This is a genomic window from Pseudoalteromonas sp. 78C3, assembly GCF_002836695.1.
GTDB classification, from domain to species: Bacteria; Pseudomonadota; Gammaproteobacteria; order Enterobacterales; family Alteromonadaceae; genus Pseudoalteromonas; species Pseudoalteromonas arctica.
The window spans coordinates 44,105-60,736 of record NZ_PJAV01000144.1 but is presented as its reverse complement, the minus strand read 5'-3'; the positions used below and the strand labels follow the sequence as shown (position 1 = coordinate 60,736).

The 16,632-nt window shown below is 38.5% G+C and carries 16 protein-coding genes and 1 pseudogene; 8 read left to right on the top strand and 9 right to left on the bottom strand.

Going from position 1 to position 16,632, the window contains the following annotated elements:
• Positions 1 to 270 precede the first annotated feature (270 nt).
• Together CXF76_RS10420 and CXF76_RS10415 are read right to left on the bottom strand one after the other, a co-directional pair.
• The gene (locus tag CXF76_RS10420) at positions 271 to 1,005 is read right to left on the bottom strand and encodes an endonuclease (RefSeq protein WP_101163624.1); all 735 of its coding nucleotides are present in this window, start codon (positions 1,003 to 1,005) and stop codon (positions 271 to 273) included.
• 136 nt (positions 1,006 to 1,141) lie between these two features.
• Positions 1,142 to 1,624 carry a hypothetical protein gene (locus CXF76_RS10415; protein ID WP_101163623.1) on the bottom strand — a complete coding sequence of 161 codons (483 nt, stop codon included), beginning with the start codon at positions 1,622 to 1,624 and terminating at the stop codon, positions 1,142 to 1,144.
• Between the two features lie 186 nt (positions 1,625 to 1,810).
• Here CXF76_RS10415 and CXF76_RS10410 point away from each other — a divergent pair, with 186 nt between their 5' ends.
• Positions 1,811 to 2,227: a LexA family protein gene (locus CXF76_RS10410; protein ID WP_101163622.1), complete on the top strand. Its 417-nt coding sequence runs from the start codon at positions 1,811 to 1,813 to the stop codon at positions 2,225 to 2,227.
• The gene (locus CXF76_RS10405) at positions 2,212 to 3,471 is read left to right on the top strand and encodes a Y-family DNA polymerase (protein WP_101163621.1); all 1,260 of its coding nucleotides are present in this window, start codon (positions 2,212 to 2,214) and stop codon (positions 3,469 to 3,471) included. The genes CXF76_RS10410 and CXF76_RS10405 overlap by 16 nt, the downstream gene beginning before the upstream one ends.
• Positions 3,472 to 3,790: 319 nt before the next feature.
• Here the strand turns inward: CXF76_RS10405 and CXF76_RS10400 are convergent, their stop codons facing one another.
• Positions 3,791 to 3,982, bottom strand: a complete 192-nt coding sequence (locus CXF76_RS10400) for a helix-turn-helix domain-containing protein (RefSeq protein WP_157823347.1) — start codon at positions 3,980 to 3,982, stop codon at positions 3,791 to 3,793.
• A 165-nt stretch (positions 3,983 to 4,147) separates the two neighbouring features.
• Here CXF76_RS10400 and CXF76_RS10395 point away from each other — a divergent pair, with 165 nt between their 5' ends.
• The 3 genes and pseudogenes from CXF76_RS10395 to CXF76_RS10385 form a co-directional block, all read left to right on the top strand.
• On the top strand, positions 4,148 to 4,678 hold the full coding sequence (locus CXF76_RS10395; protein ID WP_101163619.1) for a hypothetical protein: 531 nt from the start codon (positions 4,148 to 4,150) through the stop codon (positions 4,676 to 4,678).
• Between the two features lie 3 nt (positions 4,679 to 4,681).
• On the top strand, positions 4,682 to 6,148 hold the full coding sequence (locus CXF76_RS10390) for a DEAD/DEAH box helicase (protein WP_101163618.1): 1,467 nt from the start codon (positions 4,682 to 4,684) through the stop codon (positions 6,146 to 6,148).
• 650 nt (positions 6,149 to 6,798) lie between these two features.
• A pseudogene (locus tag CXF76_RS10385) lies at positions 6,799 to 7,227 on the top strand (LPD1 domain-containing protein); the annotation flags it as partial.
• A gap of 16 nt (positions 7,228 to 7,243) precedes the next feature.
• On the opposite strand, the gene dcd reads toward CXF76_RS10385, so the two are convergent.
• On the bottom strand, positions 7,244 to 7,828 hold the full coding sequence (dcd, locus tag CXF76_RS10380; RefSeq protein ID WP_007582539.1) for a dCTP deaminase: 585 nt from the start codon (positions 7,826 to 7,828) through the stop codon (positions 7,244 to 7,246).
• A gap of 6 nt (positions 7,829 to 7,834) precedes the next feature.
• Positions 7,835 to 8,911: an iron-sulfur cluster carrier protein ApbC gene (gene apbC / locus CXF76_RS10375; RefSeq protein WP_101163617.1), complete on the bottom strand. Its 1,077-nt coding sequence runs from the start codon at positions 8,909 to 8,911 to the stop codon at positions 7,835 to 7,837.
• A 187-nt stretch (positions 8,912 to 9,098) separates the two neighbouring features.
• Here apbC and metG point away from each other — a divergent pair, with 187 nt between their 5' ends.
• A complete protein-coding gene (metG, locus tag CXF76_RS10370; protein WP_007582537.1) occupies positions 9,099 to 11,120 on the top strand; it encodes a methionine--tRNA ligase in 2,022 nt (673 codons plus the stop codon).
• Positions 11,121 to 11,241: 121 nt separating this feature from the next.
• Positions 11,242 to 11,889 (top strand): bifunctional 4-hydroxy-2-oxoglutarate aldolase/2-dehydro-3-deoxy-phosphogluconate aldolase, encoded by a 648-nt coding sequence (locus tag CXF76_RS10365; protein WP_101163616.1) that lies wholly within the window; start codon positions 11,242 to 11,244, stop codon positions 11,887 to 11,889.
• A gap of 81 nt (positions 11,890 to 11,970) precedes the next feature.
• Here the strand turns inward: CXF76_RS10365 and lepB are convergent, their stop codons facing one another.
• Positions 11,971 to 12,621 carry a signal peptidase I gene (gene lepB / locus CXF76_RS10360; RefSeq protein ID WP_007582535.1) on the bottom strand — a complete coding sequence of 217 codons (651 nt, stop codon included), beginning with the start codon at positions 12,619 to 12,621 and terminating at the stop codon, positions 11,971 to 11,973.
• Positions 12,622 to 12,804: 183 nt separating this feature from the next.
• On the opposite strand from lepB, the gene CXF76_RS10355 reads away from it, so the two are divergent.
• Complete coding sequence (locus tag CXF76_RS10355; RefSeq protein WP_007582534.1) at positions 12,805 to 13,305, top strand: fasciclin domain-containing protein; 501 nt, start codon at positions 12,805 to 12,807, stop codon at positions 13,303 to 13,305.
• An 81-nt stretch (positions 13,306 to 13,386) separates the two neighbouring features.
• Here CXF76_RS10355 and CXF76_RS10350 read toward each other — a convergent pair whose 3' ends face one another.
• From CXF76_RS10350 to aceK, 3 genes are all read right to left on the bottom strand, one after another.
• Positions 13,387 to 13,638 carry a DUF2999 family protein gene (locus CXF76_RS10350; RefSeq protein WP_007582532.1) on the bottom strand — a complete coding sequence of 84 codons (252 nt, stop codon included), beginning with the start codon at positions 13,636 to 13,638 and terminating at the stop codon, positions 13,387 to 13,389.
• Between the two features lie 62 nt (positions 13,639 to 13,700).
• Positions 13,701 to 14,663, bottom strand: a complete 963-nt coding sequence (locus CXF76_RS10345; protein ID WP_101163615.1) for a zinc-binding dehydrogenase — start codon at positions 14,661 to 14,663, stop codon at positions 13,701 to 13,703.
• A 64-nt stretch (positions 14,664 to 14,727) separates the two neighbouring features.
• Positions 14,728 to 16,500 carry a bifunctional isocitrate dehydrogenase kinase/phosphatase gene (aceK, locus tag CXF76_RS10340; protein WP_101163614.1) on the bottom strand — a complete coding sequence of 591 codons (1,773 nt, stop codon included), beginning with the start codon at positions 16,498 to 16,500 and terminating at the stop codon, positions 14,728 to 14,730.
• Positions 16,501 to 16,632: the final 132 nt, after the last annotated feature.

The window sequence follows — 16,632 nt, the reverse complement described above, 5'->3', positions numbered from 1 at the left end:
TGAAGCTAATGACGACTCACCTGAATATCCGGTTATCGCTCAAATAAGACTCTGAAAAATTGCTCATATAGCTACCTACGTTAACAACGCTATCAAAAAACAGAAGTATATATCCGATAACTACCTTTGAAGACCTAAAACGGAAGTTTGCTTCCGAAATATAACAATATAAGCTTACAGACCGGAAGTTTACTTCCGTTTTGTACTTTAAAACTATAAGCAGGTGTCTAATGATAGTTGGGAAGTGCAATCCACTACAGGACAATATAGTTAGAGACCTTTACTCTCACAACGACTTTTAACTACATCATTTTGATTCTTTTGTAGTTTTGAAATCTTTTCTGCTCTAGTACATTCCCAAGTATCTACAGGATACATTTTATCCCACGCATTCATTAGTTGGCGTTGCGCTTTACTCATGTTGTATCGTTTATAGGTGTTCTCCATATACAAATAAGTACGCGCAATTTGCCCTCTAGCTATTTCAGGTGGCTCAGCTTTGCTGTCGTCAATTTTCATCGCACAACGTCCAAAATCGCTTTGAGCCGCTGGAAGCATGTTAAAGTTATGATTACTTCTCAGCGCATTCACGGCACCAATGGCCGGATAGAGGTTAAACATATCAGCTTGCATAAAACGGTATTCTGTATTTACTTTTTCTGCACATCTTCGACCTTTAAATGACTTACCCTTACTATTTACACACTGCTTATGCCCATCTCGCCACTCGCTGAAAGTACGACCAAAGTTTTCTGCTGGAACAACATGTTCCCATTCAATTTTTTTAGCTCGTTTGACGTACTTTGTTGTAGAAAAGCCCTTCGGTGCGGTTACTTTTTTATTAACGTCAAATGTCGCACCACAATAAAGTGTAATGCGGTGGTTGTTATAAACCTGCTTTTCTAGAAGTCGTTTAGCTTTGCTAAATGAGTCGATTTCTTGATTTGCTGAAGAGGCAGCAGAGAAAATAAGTGCTGCTAACAGTGTAATTGTGGATGCTTTCATTATGATTCTTGATACCTATTTCGGTTTAAATATGCCACATACTATAACTGAGTTAATAAGCTAATTCTCATTTGTGGTGACTAACAATTTTAATTGTAGAACTAAGATATTGTACTTATAAAGTTTAATCGGAAAGTTACTTCCCAGTCCATGTATTGTCATTTTGATATTGACCAGAGCAAGCGCTGTTATATGCAAACTGGCCCGTAGACTTATCTCGACAGCGCCAGACTAAGTTGTAGTTACCATCATAAAGCTGGTCCCATGCATAACCAGAAGAATAGTTATTTGACCCGCCAGCTCCTGCCGCAGCAACAGCTAAAACGACGACACCTACCGCAACGACAGCAGCAACAACGCCTTGAGCGATTTCTTTTCTGTCTTGTGCAGCTAATATCTCACATTTGTATTGAGTGAGTGCTCTATATTTAACTTCTCTGTTAAGCGCGTAGATATAGTTCGCTTCATCAGTATTTTCGGCGGTGTAAGTTTTAGCGAGGATATCTTTATCATTAAGGTAGTTTAGACACACTTGAGCATCTGTTAATTCAGAGTCACCTGCAATGATGGCGTGTCTAGAGGCTGAACAGCCAGTAATAACACTAAGTATTAGAAACATAATTCCTTTGTGAAATTTTAACAAACCGAAGATCATTTTACTAATTGTTATTAAAGGGGTTTTTAATCTTTAAGTCTAAAACATGCTTATACCAGCCCTAATTAAACTATCGTCTTCACAAAAAGAACCTTGGCATAATTTGAACCTTAAATTACACTGTGCATATAAACAGTACTTGAGGTGTATATGTTCGTTATTCCAATTTTTATAGAAGCAGGCATTACAGGATTTGAATCTCCTGCCGCAGAATATGTAGAGCTCGGTATTTCAATCGATGAACTAATCATTAAGCACCCGAATGCTACTTTTATTGGTATAGCTTCTGGGCAATCCATGCAAGAAGTAGGAATATTCGATGGTGACTTATTAGTCATTGATAGAGCTGAGGATGTTAGTACCGGCGATATTATTGTTGCTAGTTATAACGGTTCGTTTGTTTGTAAAATCATAGATAAATCGAAACGCTTACTTATCTCTGCCTCTAAAGATTATAAGTCTGTTTATATCTCTAATGATGATGACTTTAAGCTCGAAGGCGTCGTTACTGCGAGTATCCGCCTACACAGAAATAAAGCTGAGGTGAATCGATGTTTGCCTTGGTAGATGCAGTGGCATTTTATGCCAGTGCGGAGAAGGTATTTGACCCATCCATTCGCTTTAAACCTGTTGTTGTTCTAACAAATAACGATGGGTGTATTTGTGCCATATGCCCTATTGCTAGAAAGCTTAATATCCCGAAATTTGAGCCTTACTTCAAAATTAGACCCTATTTAGAGCAGCATAATGTCGTCGTGCGCTCTTCAAATTATGAACTCTACGCTGATTTGAGCGAGAGAATGATGACGGTCATTAATCGTTTTTGTGATGACTATTATGTTTATAGTATTGATGAGTCATTTTTACGTTTTACTGGTTTTTCTAAAATCATTAATGACTGGGCTGACTACGGACACACAATACGACGAGCTGTATGGCGCGAGACAGGATTGCCTGTTGGTGTAGGCTTTGGCATTACACCTACGTTAGCTAAAGCAGCCAACCATGCGGCAAAAAAACTCTCTGGTTATAACGGGGTTGCTGTTATTCATGATGATATCTCACGTCAGGAAGTCCTGATGCGTATGGATGTTACCGATGTCTGGGGTATTGGCTCTCGACTCGGTAGAAAACTCAAGGTGATGGGAATTAAAAGTGCATGGGATTTAGCGAATCAAAACCCAAAAGAAATGCGACGGATGTTTAGCGTTGTTGTTGAGAGGACTGTAAGTGAACTCAACGGCATCGCCTGTTTAAGTTGGGATGAAGTAAAACAGAATAAAAAAGAAATCTACTCGACAAGAAGTTTCGGGGAAAGAGTAAGTGATTTAAATACATTAAAATCAGCCCTCGTAACACACGCAGCGATTGTTGGCCGCAAGCTAAGAAAACAACAGTCATTAGCAAAACGACTTGTTATATTCGCTGCAAGCTCGCCACACAAAGACGTGTATTATAAGAAATCTTTGCTCTATGATTTTCCTATACCTACATCAGATACCAGTGTTATAGCCAATGCTGTTTCAGATGTTATTGATGATATTTTTAAGGCTAACACGCGCTTTTATCGCTGCGGTATTGGCGCAATAGAATTAGAAAGTGAGTTATTTCAGCAAGCCGATATGTTCTCTGTGAGTGAGGATAAACCTAAAATGATGGAATGCTTAGATGCGATAAATAAACGCTATGGTGTGGGGACTTTATCAATAGGGAGTGAAAAACTAACACAGACGTGGAATATGAAGCGGACTTTCTTATCGCCACGTTATACGACTCGCTGGACAGATATACCTGTAATAAAATGTGATTAGGATGATGAATAGTATAGGAGCTAGCATTTCAGTCATAAATTGTGATTGGGTCACCTTTATCAAGAATTAAATATGATAAAAACCTATTTGTACTAGTTCATACTTTTACTATGGTACAAAGCATAGATTGGAATATTACTTTTTTAGTTCCTTTTCATATGCTGGAAATTTCTGAAAGGTCAGCTCTAGAGCAGTGTATCCTTTTGCAAAAATAGAGAGCAGGTAGTAAAAAGTAGTCCTACTTTTTACTACCTCATTTACCCACATCTACAATAATAAAAATGGATATATTGACTTTGGGGTGGCATATATAAGACATTTAAAGTGTGCTGGTGTAGTCAGTTTCAGGCACTAACTCAATCAAATTGCACTCAAGTACTTTAGCTATACGGCATAATTTAATGACTGTAATGTTCACGGTACCGTTTTCAACTCGACTTAGATAGCTTTGATCTAAGCCAGACTTAAAAGATAACTCAGCCTGATTTTTGTCTTTCAAAACTCTCATCATCTTGATATTTTTACCTAATTTTTTTGAAAAATTATCCATTGGTATGTCTCAGGCACAAAAGACTAAATATCCCACATTGCGTTGATTTAAACGATTGCATATAATCATAATTAATGCACATATGCATATTTGATGTAGTTTTATTATATTTATTAAGGTTTTTACATGGAAAAATTCGAACTAGACAAAACTGTCATCCAAATTTTGTGTATGCCCAACGTCAATCACTTCACTGCAACTGAAATTAGAACGGCATTTATAGCAATAAAGCAGGATGCAGAACTTAATCCGACGGCTTCCCGCCGTTTCGTTTATGAGGAGCTTTTAAAATTAACCAGAAGGGGTTGGTTAATAAGAAGCACAACCAAAAAAAAAGGGCTTACTCATTACACCAAAAGTGACTTGTTTGATCACGCAACTTTAAAAGGAATGGTAGCGGCAAAGGAGTCAGAGGAGGCACACGAATGTTCACCTATCAGCTACTCCCAAATGCTTTTTCAACGTTTAAATCAATATAACTCAGCATTACTAGAGGGCTTAGGCGCGGTAAAAGAGTATGTTGCATTGAAAGAAATTTACCCTGACCAACATGACAATTTAAAAGATCGTTACATGGCAGTTCAGGAAAAGAATTATATTCTAAAAGGAAAGATTTCAGTTCTAAACGAACTTATTGAATCAAAAAAAGAGGATTAATATATGAGACTAAGAAATTGGCAGTCAGAGTGCATTCGCTCTGCGATTTCTAAATATGAAACAAGTAAACACTTTTTAGCCCTTGCAACGCCAGGTGCAGGTAAAACCGTGATGTCCTCAGTTTTAGCTAAATTACTGTATGACCAAGGTGATATTGATCTAGTACTGTGTTTCTCTCCTTCCTCAATAGTAGCGCATGATTTTAGTGAAGCGTTGAGTGAACAATTCGAAGCGCATTTTGATGGAACTATTGGTGCACTGGGTAATTCATTTACCTATCAGGCTTTAAGTACACTGGATAATAAGGTATGGCGCTTATTTGATAAATATCGAGTATTCGTTATCTTCGATGAGATTCATCATTGCGCAGGAACAAATATAAAAGATGCTAATGCTTGGGGTAAGCAGATAATAACAACTATGAAAGAAAAAGCTACTCACACAATCGCACTAACTGGCACACCGTGGCGAACCGATGCGCTGCCTATCGCACTGGCTGATTACTGTAATGAGACTGGGCAAATACAATGTGATTACATATATGGTTTAAAACAAGCAACTTCTGACAATGTATGCCGAATTCCGCAAATCGTTGCCTTAGATAATGATCAGATTACTGTTGTTGAGGGTGATGAAACAAGTCACTTCACAAGCTTTATTGACCTGCTTTCACAATCAATTATCCCATATTCTGAGATTGTGACTTACATAAGCGTCATAGAGCAACTATTAATCCACTCTAATTATAAGCTAAATGAGCTTCGAACAATAAATAAAAATGCAGGCGGACTAATCGTTGCTTCATCTATTACCCATGCTTGGCAAATAAAGCTAATTCTGCACCAGACTATTGGAGATAGCGCTGTTGTTGTAACGAGTGATGAAGGCAACGGAAATGACCTTATTAAATCTTTTAGATATAGCCACCAAAAGTGGATCATCAGTGTGGGAATGATATCTGAGGGCACCAATATCCCGCGCCTTCAGGTGTGCTGCTACCTTTCAAACGTGAAAACAGAGATGTATTACCGCCAAGTAATGGGGCGTATATTGCGTATTACTGATGCGCCAGACCAACAGGCGTTTCTATTTATGCCTGCAGAGCCAAACCTTGTTGAGTATGCCTACCGCTTGGTTCTAGACATCCCAGATGAATTAGCAAAAGTAAAATTCGCTTTAATGGACGAAGATATAACGACTGAAGTTAGAACGACTAAAGGGAGTGAGGGGGTTAGTACTGACGGATATCCTGAAGATATTTTTATTGACGAACCAGTTATTAGTATCGGAAATAAAAAAGACAAAACCGATGAAACACTAGAGAGCAAAATAACCTTAGCCACCGACAAGATAATGAGAATCTTTGGTCAATATAATCATACAGAGATTGAAATTGATGGCTTCAACCAATTGATCATTTCTGACAAATCTTTGGCTAAACTTAATCAATACGGTACAAAGATGTTTTAAAATTTTTATTCAAATAAATATAATTATGCAAACCATTGATTATTAGTTTTAATATAAAATTTGGGGTAGGAAATGAGTTATACACCACAAGGTTGGGTCATTTAAAAATTTAGCCCTATCATCATATTATTATAAAAACATTAGCTAACTACATGATATATGGTGGTTAAGTTCAGGTACAGCAACTTCCCTAAATTATCTACTTGCGGTGATTTTCGGGTATGGCCGCAAAAGATCGGTTCGTGCTACATGTTTCCTATAGATGGAGAAGGCGGATGTTCTTTTTACTCAGAACATATGCTTAATAATATATTAGCCCAATCTGGTGTTGGCAAACATGTTATCGAGCGTATTAATTGATCCACATTACTAACTAATATTCAGTCATCAACATGAGATGATTACTGAATATTTAAAACCATCTGTAACTCCCCCCCAAAAATGAAATAGTTCGATTCAACCATTTCCAGTTTTTTATGTTGATAAACAAATTTAAGTGAAAATTTTTTTAGGGAAAAAGCTTTTTGATTTAATACAGATCCGTATTCAGACTAGCTAATTAACACTATTTTTTTCTGAATACAAAATAAATCATTAACTACTGAATTATAGTAATAAATTTCATGTACTGATTTATAACCTTATATTCTTTCCATGCGTTTGACCATCATATAAGCGAGCATTTATTTGCAGCAAAACCACGATTTGGTTTTGCCTCAAAATTATGGCTTTCAAACACGCCTAATTTATCGCATCCACTTAATAATGCTTTGAACAGTTTTTATAAAAATGTATTTTTAGATGAGCACGGCGTTGATGCTAATAACTTTGTACAAACATGCATAGAACACGATAAAGCTCACAATATGAATTATATGAGTATGCCAGAGGAGCTTGCCGCACGTTGTTTTGAAGCCTGTATTGAGCAGCATTCAAATATAAAAAATAGTTTTTTAGTGGGAGGCTTAAAAAGCAGTAATTTAATATACCCAAATGTTGAGCATATTAATAAAGCAAATGAAGCGCTTAACCAGTATTTTGAATTACTGGGCTATGCGCTTCATAAAATAGACGAGTAATGTCTATATTTGGTGATTACTTATCGTCACTAATACGACTTGCTACTGCACTGTTTTGATCTTTATATTTTGCATCTTTACGGATGTTGTATGGGTTTTCACACGGGCCCGATAGCATTTCAAAGCTCATAGCCCCAATTTTCATCAGTGGGCGAAGCGCCAGTGGTAATTTACCTGAGTTGTAAAACTCTAAAACAATATTACCGCTCCAGCCTGGGTCTATTCGGTGCGCTGTTACATGCACCATTAAACCTAAACGTGCTAGCGATGAGCGCCCATCTAACCACCCTACTATGTCTGCTGGCAGAGTTACTTTTTCGTGTGTTATAGCAAGTGCAAGTTCACCTGGGTGTAAAAAGAATGCTTCACCTTCATCAAGCACTATTTCTTCACTCATGATTGATTCCATGGCTTTATTTAACTGATCTTTTGGACCACTTAAATCCACGTATGCTGCATTATGCGCATTAAAAGTTCTAAATTTATTACCTAATCGCAAATCGGCAGTTACGCCTGAAATCATGTCACTTGTTGGCGCAGGCTCAATAACAATGCGACCATCGCTTAGGTATTCATTAATATGTGTGTCTGAAAGTCTCATTATTTATTAATCTTCTGTAATCACAATTTCAATTGCATTGTGATGCTGTTGATAATAGAGCGTGCTGGCTATAAGCCTCGCTGCTGCGCTGTATGTTTTGCTTATCGCCGCGTCGTTATCGTTGGCAATAAGTTTTCCTTGCTCAGAATACTCACGTATATCTATTGCAAGCGGAATATGGCTAAGTACGGGCACGCCGTGCTTGTGCGCCAGTTTTTGTGCACCGTCTTTACCAAATACGTGGTTAGCTTCACCGCAGTGGCTGCAAATGTAATAACTCATGTTTTCAATTAAGCCCAGTACTGGCACGTTTACTTTATTAAACATAGCAATGCCTTTTTGCGCATCGGCTAGAGCTAAGTCTTGCGGCGTAGTGACAATAACAGTGCCGCTCGCTGGTACTTTTTGGCTCATTGTTAGTTGAATATCACCGGTGCCCGGTGGCATATCCACAATTAAGTAATCAAGCTCACCCCAATCAGTCTCGTTAAGCAATTGGCTAAGTGCGCCTGACGCCATTGGTCCGCGCCATACAGTGGCGTCATCGCTTGGGACTAAAAAGCCAATTGACTGCGCTTTAATGCCGTTTGCATCAAAAGGCTGTAGCTGTTTATTATCTTTAGTGACGGGCTCTGCGCCTACCAAGCCTAAAAGCATTGGAATAGATGGGCCATAAATATCAGCGTCTAAAATACCCACCTTTGCGCCTTCGTTTTTAAGCGCGCCCGCCAAGTTAACGGCAGTAGTCGACTTACCTACTCCGCCTTTGCCTGAGGCAATAAGCACAATATGTTTAATCGCCTTAAACTTAGCTGCCTCTTTAATGATAACCTTGGCGCTAATTGTTACAGGCACATTTAAGCATTCACTTACGTGTTGCTCAACTAAAGGCATTTCTGATTGCCCAGCAAATGGCAGGGTTAATTTAATATGTAGTGATTTATCGTCATTTTGAGTAATAGTATTAATGAAGCTTTCGTCAATACCGACGGCAAAAGCCGCACTACGATATGCCGCTAAGGCAGTAATAATCGGTTGTTTTTGCACCGATTTAGAAGAGAATAGTTTCGACAGTCCAAACATAGCAATTAAATAGCGTTTCTTTGATGAAAAGTGCCACGGAATTATGTAACATTCAGGGCATTAACACCAGTCAATTAATAAAAATCCATAAGCTGTGCGCACTCTAAGCAGATAGCTTGTAGATAAATTAATGATAATTGCCGTTTGTATAATAAAAACGGCGTTTTATCCTCAATTCGGAATGATTATGACGCAGCGAAAGATCCTGATTACCAGCGCATTACCTTATGCAAATGGCCCTACTCACTTAGGTCATTTATTGGAATATATTCAAACTGATATTTGGTCACGTTTTCAAAAACTACAGGGCCACGAAGCTTATTATGTTTGCGCAGACGATGCCCACGGCACGCCAATTATGCTTAATGCGCAAAAGCAAGGGATCACGCCTGAAGAAATGGTAAAACAAGTGAGCATAGAGCGCCAACGCGACTTCGCTGACTTTAATATCAAATTTGATAACTACCACAGTACGCATAGCCAAGAAAACAAAGAATTAAGCGAACTTATTTATAACCGCCTAAACGATGCCGGTCATATTAAAAAGCACACTATTTCGCAATTATTCGATCCAGAAAAAGGTATTTTCTTACCCGATCGTTTTGTAACTGGTACTTGCCCAACGTGTAAATCTGAAAACCAAAACGGCGACAGTTGTGATTCGTGTGGTGCTACATACAGCCCTACCGAACTCATTAATCCGCGTTCTGTAATGTCAGGTGCAGAGCCTGTACTTAAAGATTCTGAACATTACTTTTTTGACCTGCCAGCATTTGAAGGCATGCTAAAAGAGTGGTTACACTCGGGCACTATTCAACAAGAAATGGCTAACAAGCTAGACGAATGGTTTACCGATGGCCTGCAGCAGTGGGATATTAGCCGTGATGCGCCTTACTTTGGTTTTGAAATTCCAAATGCACCAGGCAAATATTTTTACGTTTGGTTAGATGCACCTATTGGTTACATGGCGAGCTTTAAAAACCTGTGTGACAAAAAAGGCATCAACTTTGATGAGTTTTGGGCTGAAGGTTCAGACGCTGAGCTTTATCACTTTATTGGTAAAGACATTATCTACTTCCACAGCTTATTTTGGCCAGCAATGTTAGAAGGCGCTAACTTTAGAAAGCCAACTAACGTATTCGCTCATGGTTTTGTTACTGTAAATGGCGAAAAAATGTCTAAATCAAAGGGTACGTTTATTAAAGCGCGTACTTATTTAGATAACTTAAACCCAGAGTACTTACGTTACTACTACGCAGCAAAATTAAGCAGCGGTATTGTTGACCTTGATTTAAACCTAGAAGACTTTGCACAACGCGTAAATTCAGACCTAGTAGGTAAAGTAGTCAACATAGCGAGCCGTTGTGCTGGCTTTATTACTAAAAAGTTTGATGGCAAGCTAAGCAGCACAATTATGCAACCAGAGCTGTTAGCAGAGTTTCAAGCGGCTGCACCTAGCATTACAACACACTACGAAAACCGCGATTACAGCCGTGCAATTCGCGAAATAATGGCGCTTGCCGACAAAGCAAACCAATTTATTGATGGCGCAGCACCTTGGGTATTAATTAAAGACGAAACTAAGCAACAAGAAGCACACGAAGTGTGTTCTCTTGGTCTTAACTTGTTCCGCGTTTTAATTACTTACTTAAAACCTGTGCTACCAGAAATGGCCGACAACGTACAAGCATTTTTAAATGACGACCTTGCATGGGACGGCGTTCAAAATGCACTCGTAAGCCACCCTATCAATAAATTTAAGCCGTTAATGCAACGTGTTGAAATGGATAAAGTAAATAAAATGGTTGAAGAATCTAAAGAAAGCTTAGCGCCAAAAGTAACTATTGACCCTAACAGCCCACTTGCAAAAGAGCCGATTAGCGACGAGATAGAATTTGATGACTTTGCAAAAGTAGACTTGCGCGTAGCTAAAATTGCTAAAGCAGAGCACGTAGAAGGCGCAGATAAACTACTTAAGCTAACACTTGATTTAGGCGGCGAAACTCGCCAAGTGTTTGCGGGTATTAAATCGGCTTACGCACCAGAGGATCTTGAAGGTAAGTTAACCGTTATGGTCGCTAACCTTAAGCCTCGTAAAATGCGCTTTGGTATGTCTGAGGGCATGGTATTAGCAGCAGGTCCTGGCGGAAAAGAAATTTATATTCTTAACCCAGATGACGGCTCAGAGCCTGGTATGCGCGTAATGTAATATTACTCATACAATAAAAACCGCTGATACATCAGCGGTTTTTTTATGGGCTTCCCTATTTGCTTTATAAGCATTATTTAAATAATATCAGTGTATTAAAATATTTTTTAGATCAACAACCATGACCAGCAACCTTGATACCCAAAGACTAAATACCAGTGCGCTAATCAAGCAATATAAGTTACTCGCAATCTTACGCTTAAAACAACAAAGCGACGTAGCACCATTAATTGATTGTTTAGTTAATGCGGGCATAAACGCACTCGAGATCACCTCAAATACACCGGGCTTTGAGCAAGAAATAGCAAAAGCACGCGCAGCTCATAAAAACGCACTTATTGGTGCAGGCACAATAATTAACACCACCCTTGCTCAGCAAGCAATTGATGCAGGCGCGCAGTTTATTGTAACGCCAAATACCAACAAATCGGTTGTCGAACTTGCCCACCAGCACGGGTTGCCAGTATTAATGGGCGCGCTAACACCTACCGATGTAGCAAATGCAATTGAATATAAGGCAGACATTATTAAGGTATTTCCTGCAGGCAGTATGGGCGTTGGTTACTTTAAAGCATTAACAGGTCCATTTTCAGAAGCACAATTAATACCTGTTGGTGGTGTGAATTTAGATAATTTATCACAATGGTTTGAAGCAGGTGCTTGTGGCGCGGCAGTAAGTGGCGATTTTTGTAAGGTATTAAATACCGAACAAGAGCGTAGCCACCTTACCAAGCTTGTAAAAAAATATATAAGTAAACTGCCTAAATAGGCAGTTTATTTTATTTATAAAATAGCCAAATGTGCGCTCATAAAATTTGATTGGGCGCTATACAAAATTAATTACTACTAATTAATTCAGCTTTTTCAATACGCGATCTTTTCTTGGTAGGTAATAATTATCGTAATCAAGTGACACTATAACGCGCTCTGCTTTTCCTAATAACTCGTTACGCGGAATTAAACCTATGACACGCGAGTCAGCGCTATTGTCGCGGTTATCGCCCATTGCTAAGTAATAATCATCAGGAATTGTAATTGCATCAAACCCCGATAAACGTGAAGGAATATTTGCCACTCTTATCGAATGCTCTAATCCGTTTAAATCTTCAATTTTATCAAGCGAGTCTATGTTGCTTCGCTGATCTGCATAATTAAGTTTTTTACCATTAATAATGAGCTCATTATTTTCAAGCGCAACGGTGTCTCCTGGCACACCAATTACACGCTTAATTAAACGGTTATCGGCAGCTTGTGAGTCAAAAACAATAATATCACCAGCTTGTGGATCCGCTAATTTAAGTAATTTTATGTGCGTAAATGGGACGCGAATATCGTAGGCCATTTTATCGGTAAGTATTCTGTCACCTTCTTGAATGGTCGGTTTCATTGAGCCTGTTGGTACTTCGTACCAATCGGCAACAGCGCTTCTAAATACGCTCATCAGTGCAATAAATACGATAAGAGAGCGGTTATTTTTCCAAAACTTATAAACTAATTTCATGCCTATTCCCTTCAATTGAACAAGTCTTTAATTAAGTAACTGTTTATATGACTTTGCTAATTAGCTGCAGTTCAATCAATGATGTAACAAAACATGTTGACTACTAATTTTAATTGATCGATTAAATTTAGAGCGTCGTAACATTTAACGAAACCAACGGGTATTAACTTAAAGGAAAATAAAATGTTTAAGAAAATTACTACTGCATTATTGTTTACAACTGCAAGCCTTGGATTTACTACAATGGCTTATGCTGATCATCATGGTATGAAAAAAGACGTTGTTGAAGTAGCCGTTGAAAATGGTTCGTTCACTACTCTTGTTGCTGCTGTTAAAGCCGCAGGTTTAGTTGAAACACTGCAAGGTAAAGGACCCTTTACTATTTTTGCACCAACAGATGCTGCATTTTCTAAATTACCTGAAGGCACTGTAGAAATGTTACTCAAGCCTGAAAACAAAGATAAGCTAACGGCGGTATTAACTTATCACGTAGTGTCTGGAAAAGTGATGGCAGCCGATGTAATGAAGGTAGACAGTGCGAAAACACTACAAGGCCAATCAGTTATGGTTAAAGCCGACAGCATGGGCGTAATGATAAATGACGCTAAAGTTGTAAAAGCTGATGTAAAAGCAAGCAACGGCGTAATTCATGTTATCGACACAGTACTACTTCCAAAAGAGTAGTCATAAAAGAATAAGCCAACTAAAAAAGCATAAGTAAATACTTATGCTTTTTTATTTATTTTTGTTTCATGACATAACAAATTATTGATTTAGTTTTTCTTTCGCTTCTTTTACTTTTTCAAAATCTAAACCAAGTTCGTCAGTCGCTTCTTTAATAAGGTGCGGTTGAGTCATTACGACTGCCATTAGTTGCTGTAGCTTTTCTGGCGGAATACCAAGCTCTTGAACAAGCGCCATTGCCATCATTGGGTTTTGAGTAAACGCTTCAAACAATGCTTTTACTTTTTCGTCGCTTACATTGTGCTCTTTAAGTATTGCTAGTATTGGATTCATTATTAAACCTTAAGTGTTTTTTGTAGGGCTTAGTATATGGGCTAAACCCTAAAATTAAAGAGTTACTCTACAAGTAAAACAACTTTACCAGCATTTTCATTACGCTCTAAAATAGCATGAGCTTCGTTTGCGTCGCTCCAAGGCAATGTTTTATACAAGTTAAAGTCGTACTTTTTAGTGGCAATATCATTGTAAAAGCGTGCTACAAAGTCGTCGCGTACTTGGCGTTTAAACTCAATACTACGATTTCTAAGCGTTGAGGCATGAAACGAAATACGTTTGCGTAAAAGCGCTGCAAAATCAACTTCTGCAAAACGTCCATCTAAAAATGCAAGCATTACAATTTGGCAATCCATCGCTGCAATAGCGGCATTTTTATTTAAGTAACTACCCGAAACAGGATCTACAATTGCATTAGCTGTTAACTCATTTGCTTTCATATATTCTACAAAGTCAGTGGTTTTGTAGTTAATGACATGATCGGCACCGAGTTCTTTTGCGTGTTGGCATTTTTCATCCGTACCGGCAGTAATAACCACGGTAGCACCTGCACTTTTAGCCATTTGAATTGCTGCACCGCCCACACCACTAGCACCTGCATGAATAAGCGCTGTTTGCCCTTTTTGCAATTTACCAAGCTCAAATAATGCGCCAAATGCTGTTAGGTACACTTCGCTTATTGCAGCGCCTTCAGCCATTGTTACATCATCGGGTAATTCCATAAGCTGCTTTGCATCAACGGCTACATATTCACTGTAAGCGCCACCAGAACACAAAGCAAAAACACGTTTATTAAGCCAAACTCTATCAACTTTACCGCCAATATCGCTAATAACACCGGCACATTCTAAACCTAAAATAGGGCTATCTCCCGCGGGGGCCGGGTATTTACCTTGGCGCTGCATACTGTCTGCACGGTTTACACCTATTGCTGCAACTTTAACGAGTACTTCATGGCTCTTTAAAACCGGTTTTTCGGTTTCACTAAATGCAAGATTACCATCTTCATGAGAAATATATTTCATTGTTGCTCCAAGTTTAAAAACTGTAATAACATATAGATGGGGATGAACACAGATTCAAACAACCTCAAAAGCGCCAACTTTGTTTGTAAGGATAAACATCGGGTAGAAAACCATTGTGTACTTGTTGCTGACAACCTTGCCAAAACGTCGCTAAAAACAAGTTACTGTGCTCATTATTAAAATAATTAAACGCAATCTCGTTGGCGCTAAAAAACACCTTAAATTGGCTCGGAAATATATCGTTTTCAGCTATATCAAAATACGAGTTACTACTTAGCTCTTCAAGTGCATTTTGGGTTTGTGGCACCTCTCTAAAGTTGCAATCAGTTAGTGGGCAAATTTCGTCAAAGTCGTAAAACACCACTCGCCCCCATCGCGTTACTCCAAAGTTTTTCATTAGCATGTCGCCCGGAAATATATTAGCACCCGCTAATTCTTTAATTGCTTTACCGTAGTCATGCATCACTCTCTCTAAGGTTTTGTTATCGCATTGGGTAATATATAAATTAAGCGGGGTCATTTTACGCTCAACATAAACGTGCTTTAAAATAAGTGCCTTGCCAGATATAACCATGCTGCTACCAATTTGGCTTTTCATCTGCTCAAGCAGCTCGTCGCTAAAACGGCTTAAATCAAACGCTAAATATCTAAATTCGTGTGTGTCTACCAAACGACCAACCCTATCGGCTTGTTTTACAAAGTTATACTTTTCTTTCACTTGTGCTTTGGTGGCTGTTTTTGGCGCACTAAATTTGTCTTTAATTACTTTATAAACGTAATCTAGCCCTTCAATAGTAAATACTAGCATTACCATACCTGGCGTCCCTGGTGCTGTAACATACTTAAAGTTGGCTGGACTATTTTTAGTCGTATCAACCTTGTGCCGATAAAACTCAGTTTTGGCGTGCTTTATAAAACCAATGGCGTTAAATAACTCAAAGCGCTGTTTATGTGGCATTAACACACTTAAGTAATCTACATAACGAGCGGGCTTATCGGTATCAACCATAAAATAGGTGCGTGCAAAACCAAATAATAAACTTAATTGATCGGCGCCCATCATTACAGCATCAAGCTTTAGTCCCTCATCGGTATTTAGAATAGCAATGGCAAAAGGCATATTGTCGCCATTTTTAGCAATACAGCGCCCAATTAAATAACAGGCTTTGTTTCTAAAAAATAATGAGTTGGCGTATTCAATATACCCATCGTTTAAATTTATAAGTTCGTACACCTGTTTGCATTGCTGCTTAGCGCCTTGCATTAACGTACTTTGTAATGTGGCTACATCGCGTTCTAAATGACTAAACGGCACTCTAAATACTTGATTAGTAATAAGCGTTTTAACGGCGTTATTAAACCCATTATGTAGCGATACCCTGCTCACTAAGCTTTCATAAGAGCGTGGCTCACTACGATACTTTGCTTTTAATACAAACAAATGCACAGTACGAATTTTTTTATCGTCCCAAATTGCCCCAAACGTTGAGTTAAAAAATGTATGCGCAATGGGTTTATTTTCGTGATTTTCTACCATATCGCCGTAAATATTTTTAGCTAACTGCCACGTTTGCGGGCAAGTAAGTTCAGCGTAAGCAATAACTCTGACGGCTTCACTCACGTTTTTTACTTCGCGCTCATACACTTGTAAACGTTCACGCATAGCACTTTGTACACTGTGATACTGTCGTTGTTCAAAACGGCTTTGTGCACCCAGTGTAATATTTAAAAATTGCGAAAACATCGCCTCAAATCCAGCAAAAACAGATCGTGCAAGCTTACTGGCTACAACGTGTTGTAGCGCATTATTAGATTGATTTGTTAGCCTATTTTGCATAAATACAGCACTTATATTGATGCCAGTTATGGCGGTTATTTTTTATTAATGGTTTACACCTTAGCAAGCAGGCTTTAATTTAGATAATTAATAAAGCATATAAATAGAATTTATTGGGCGTATTGACCTTTC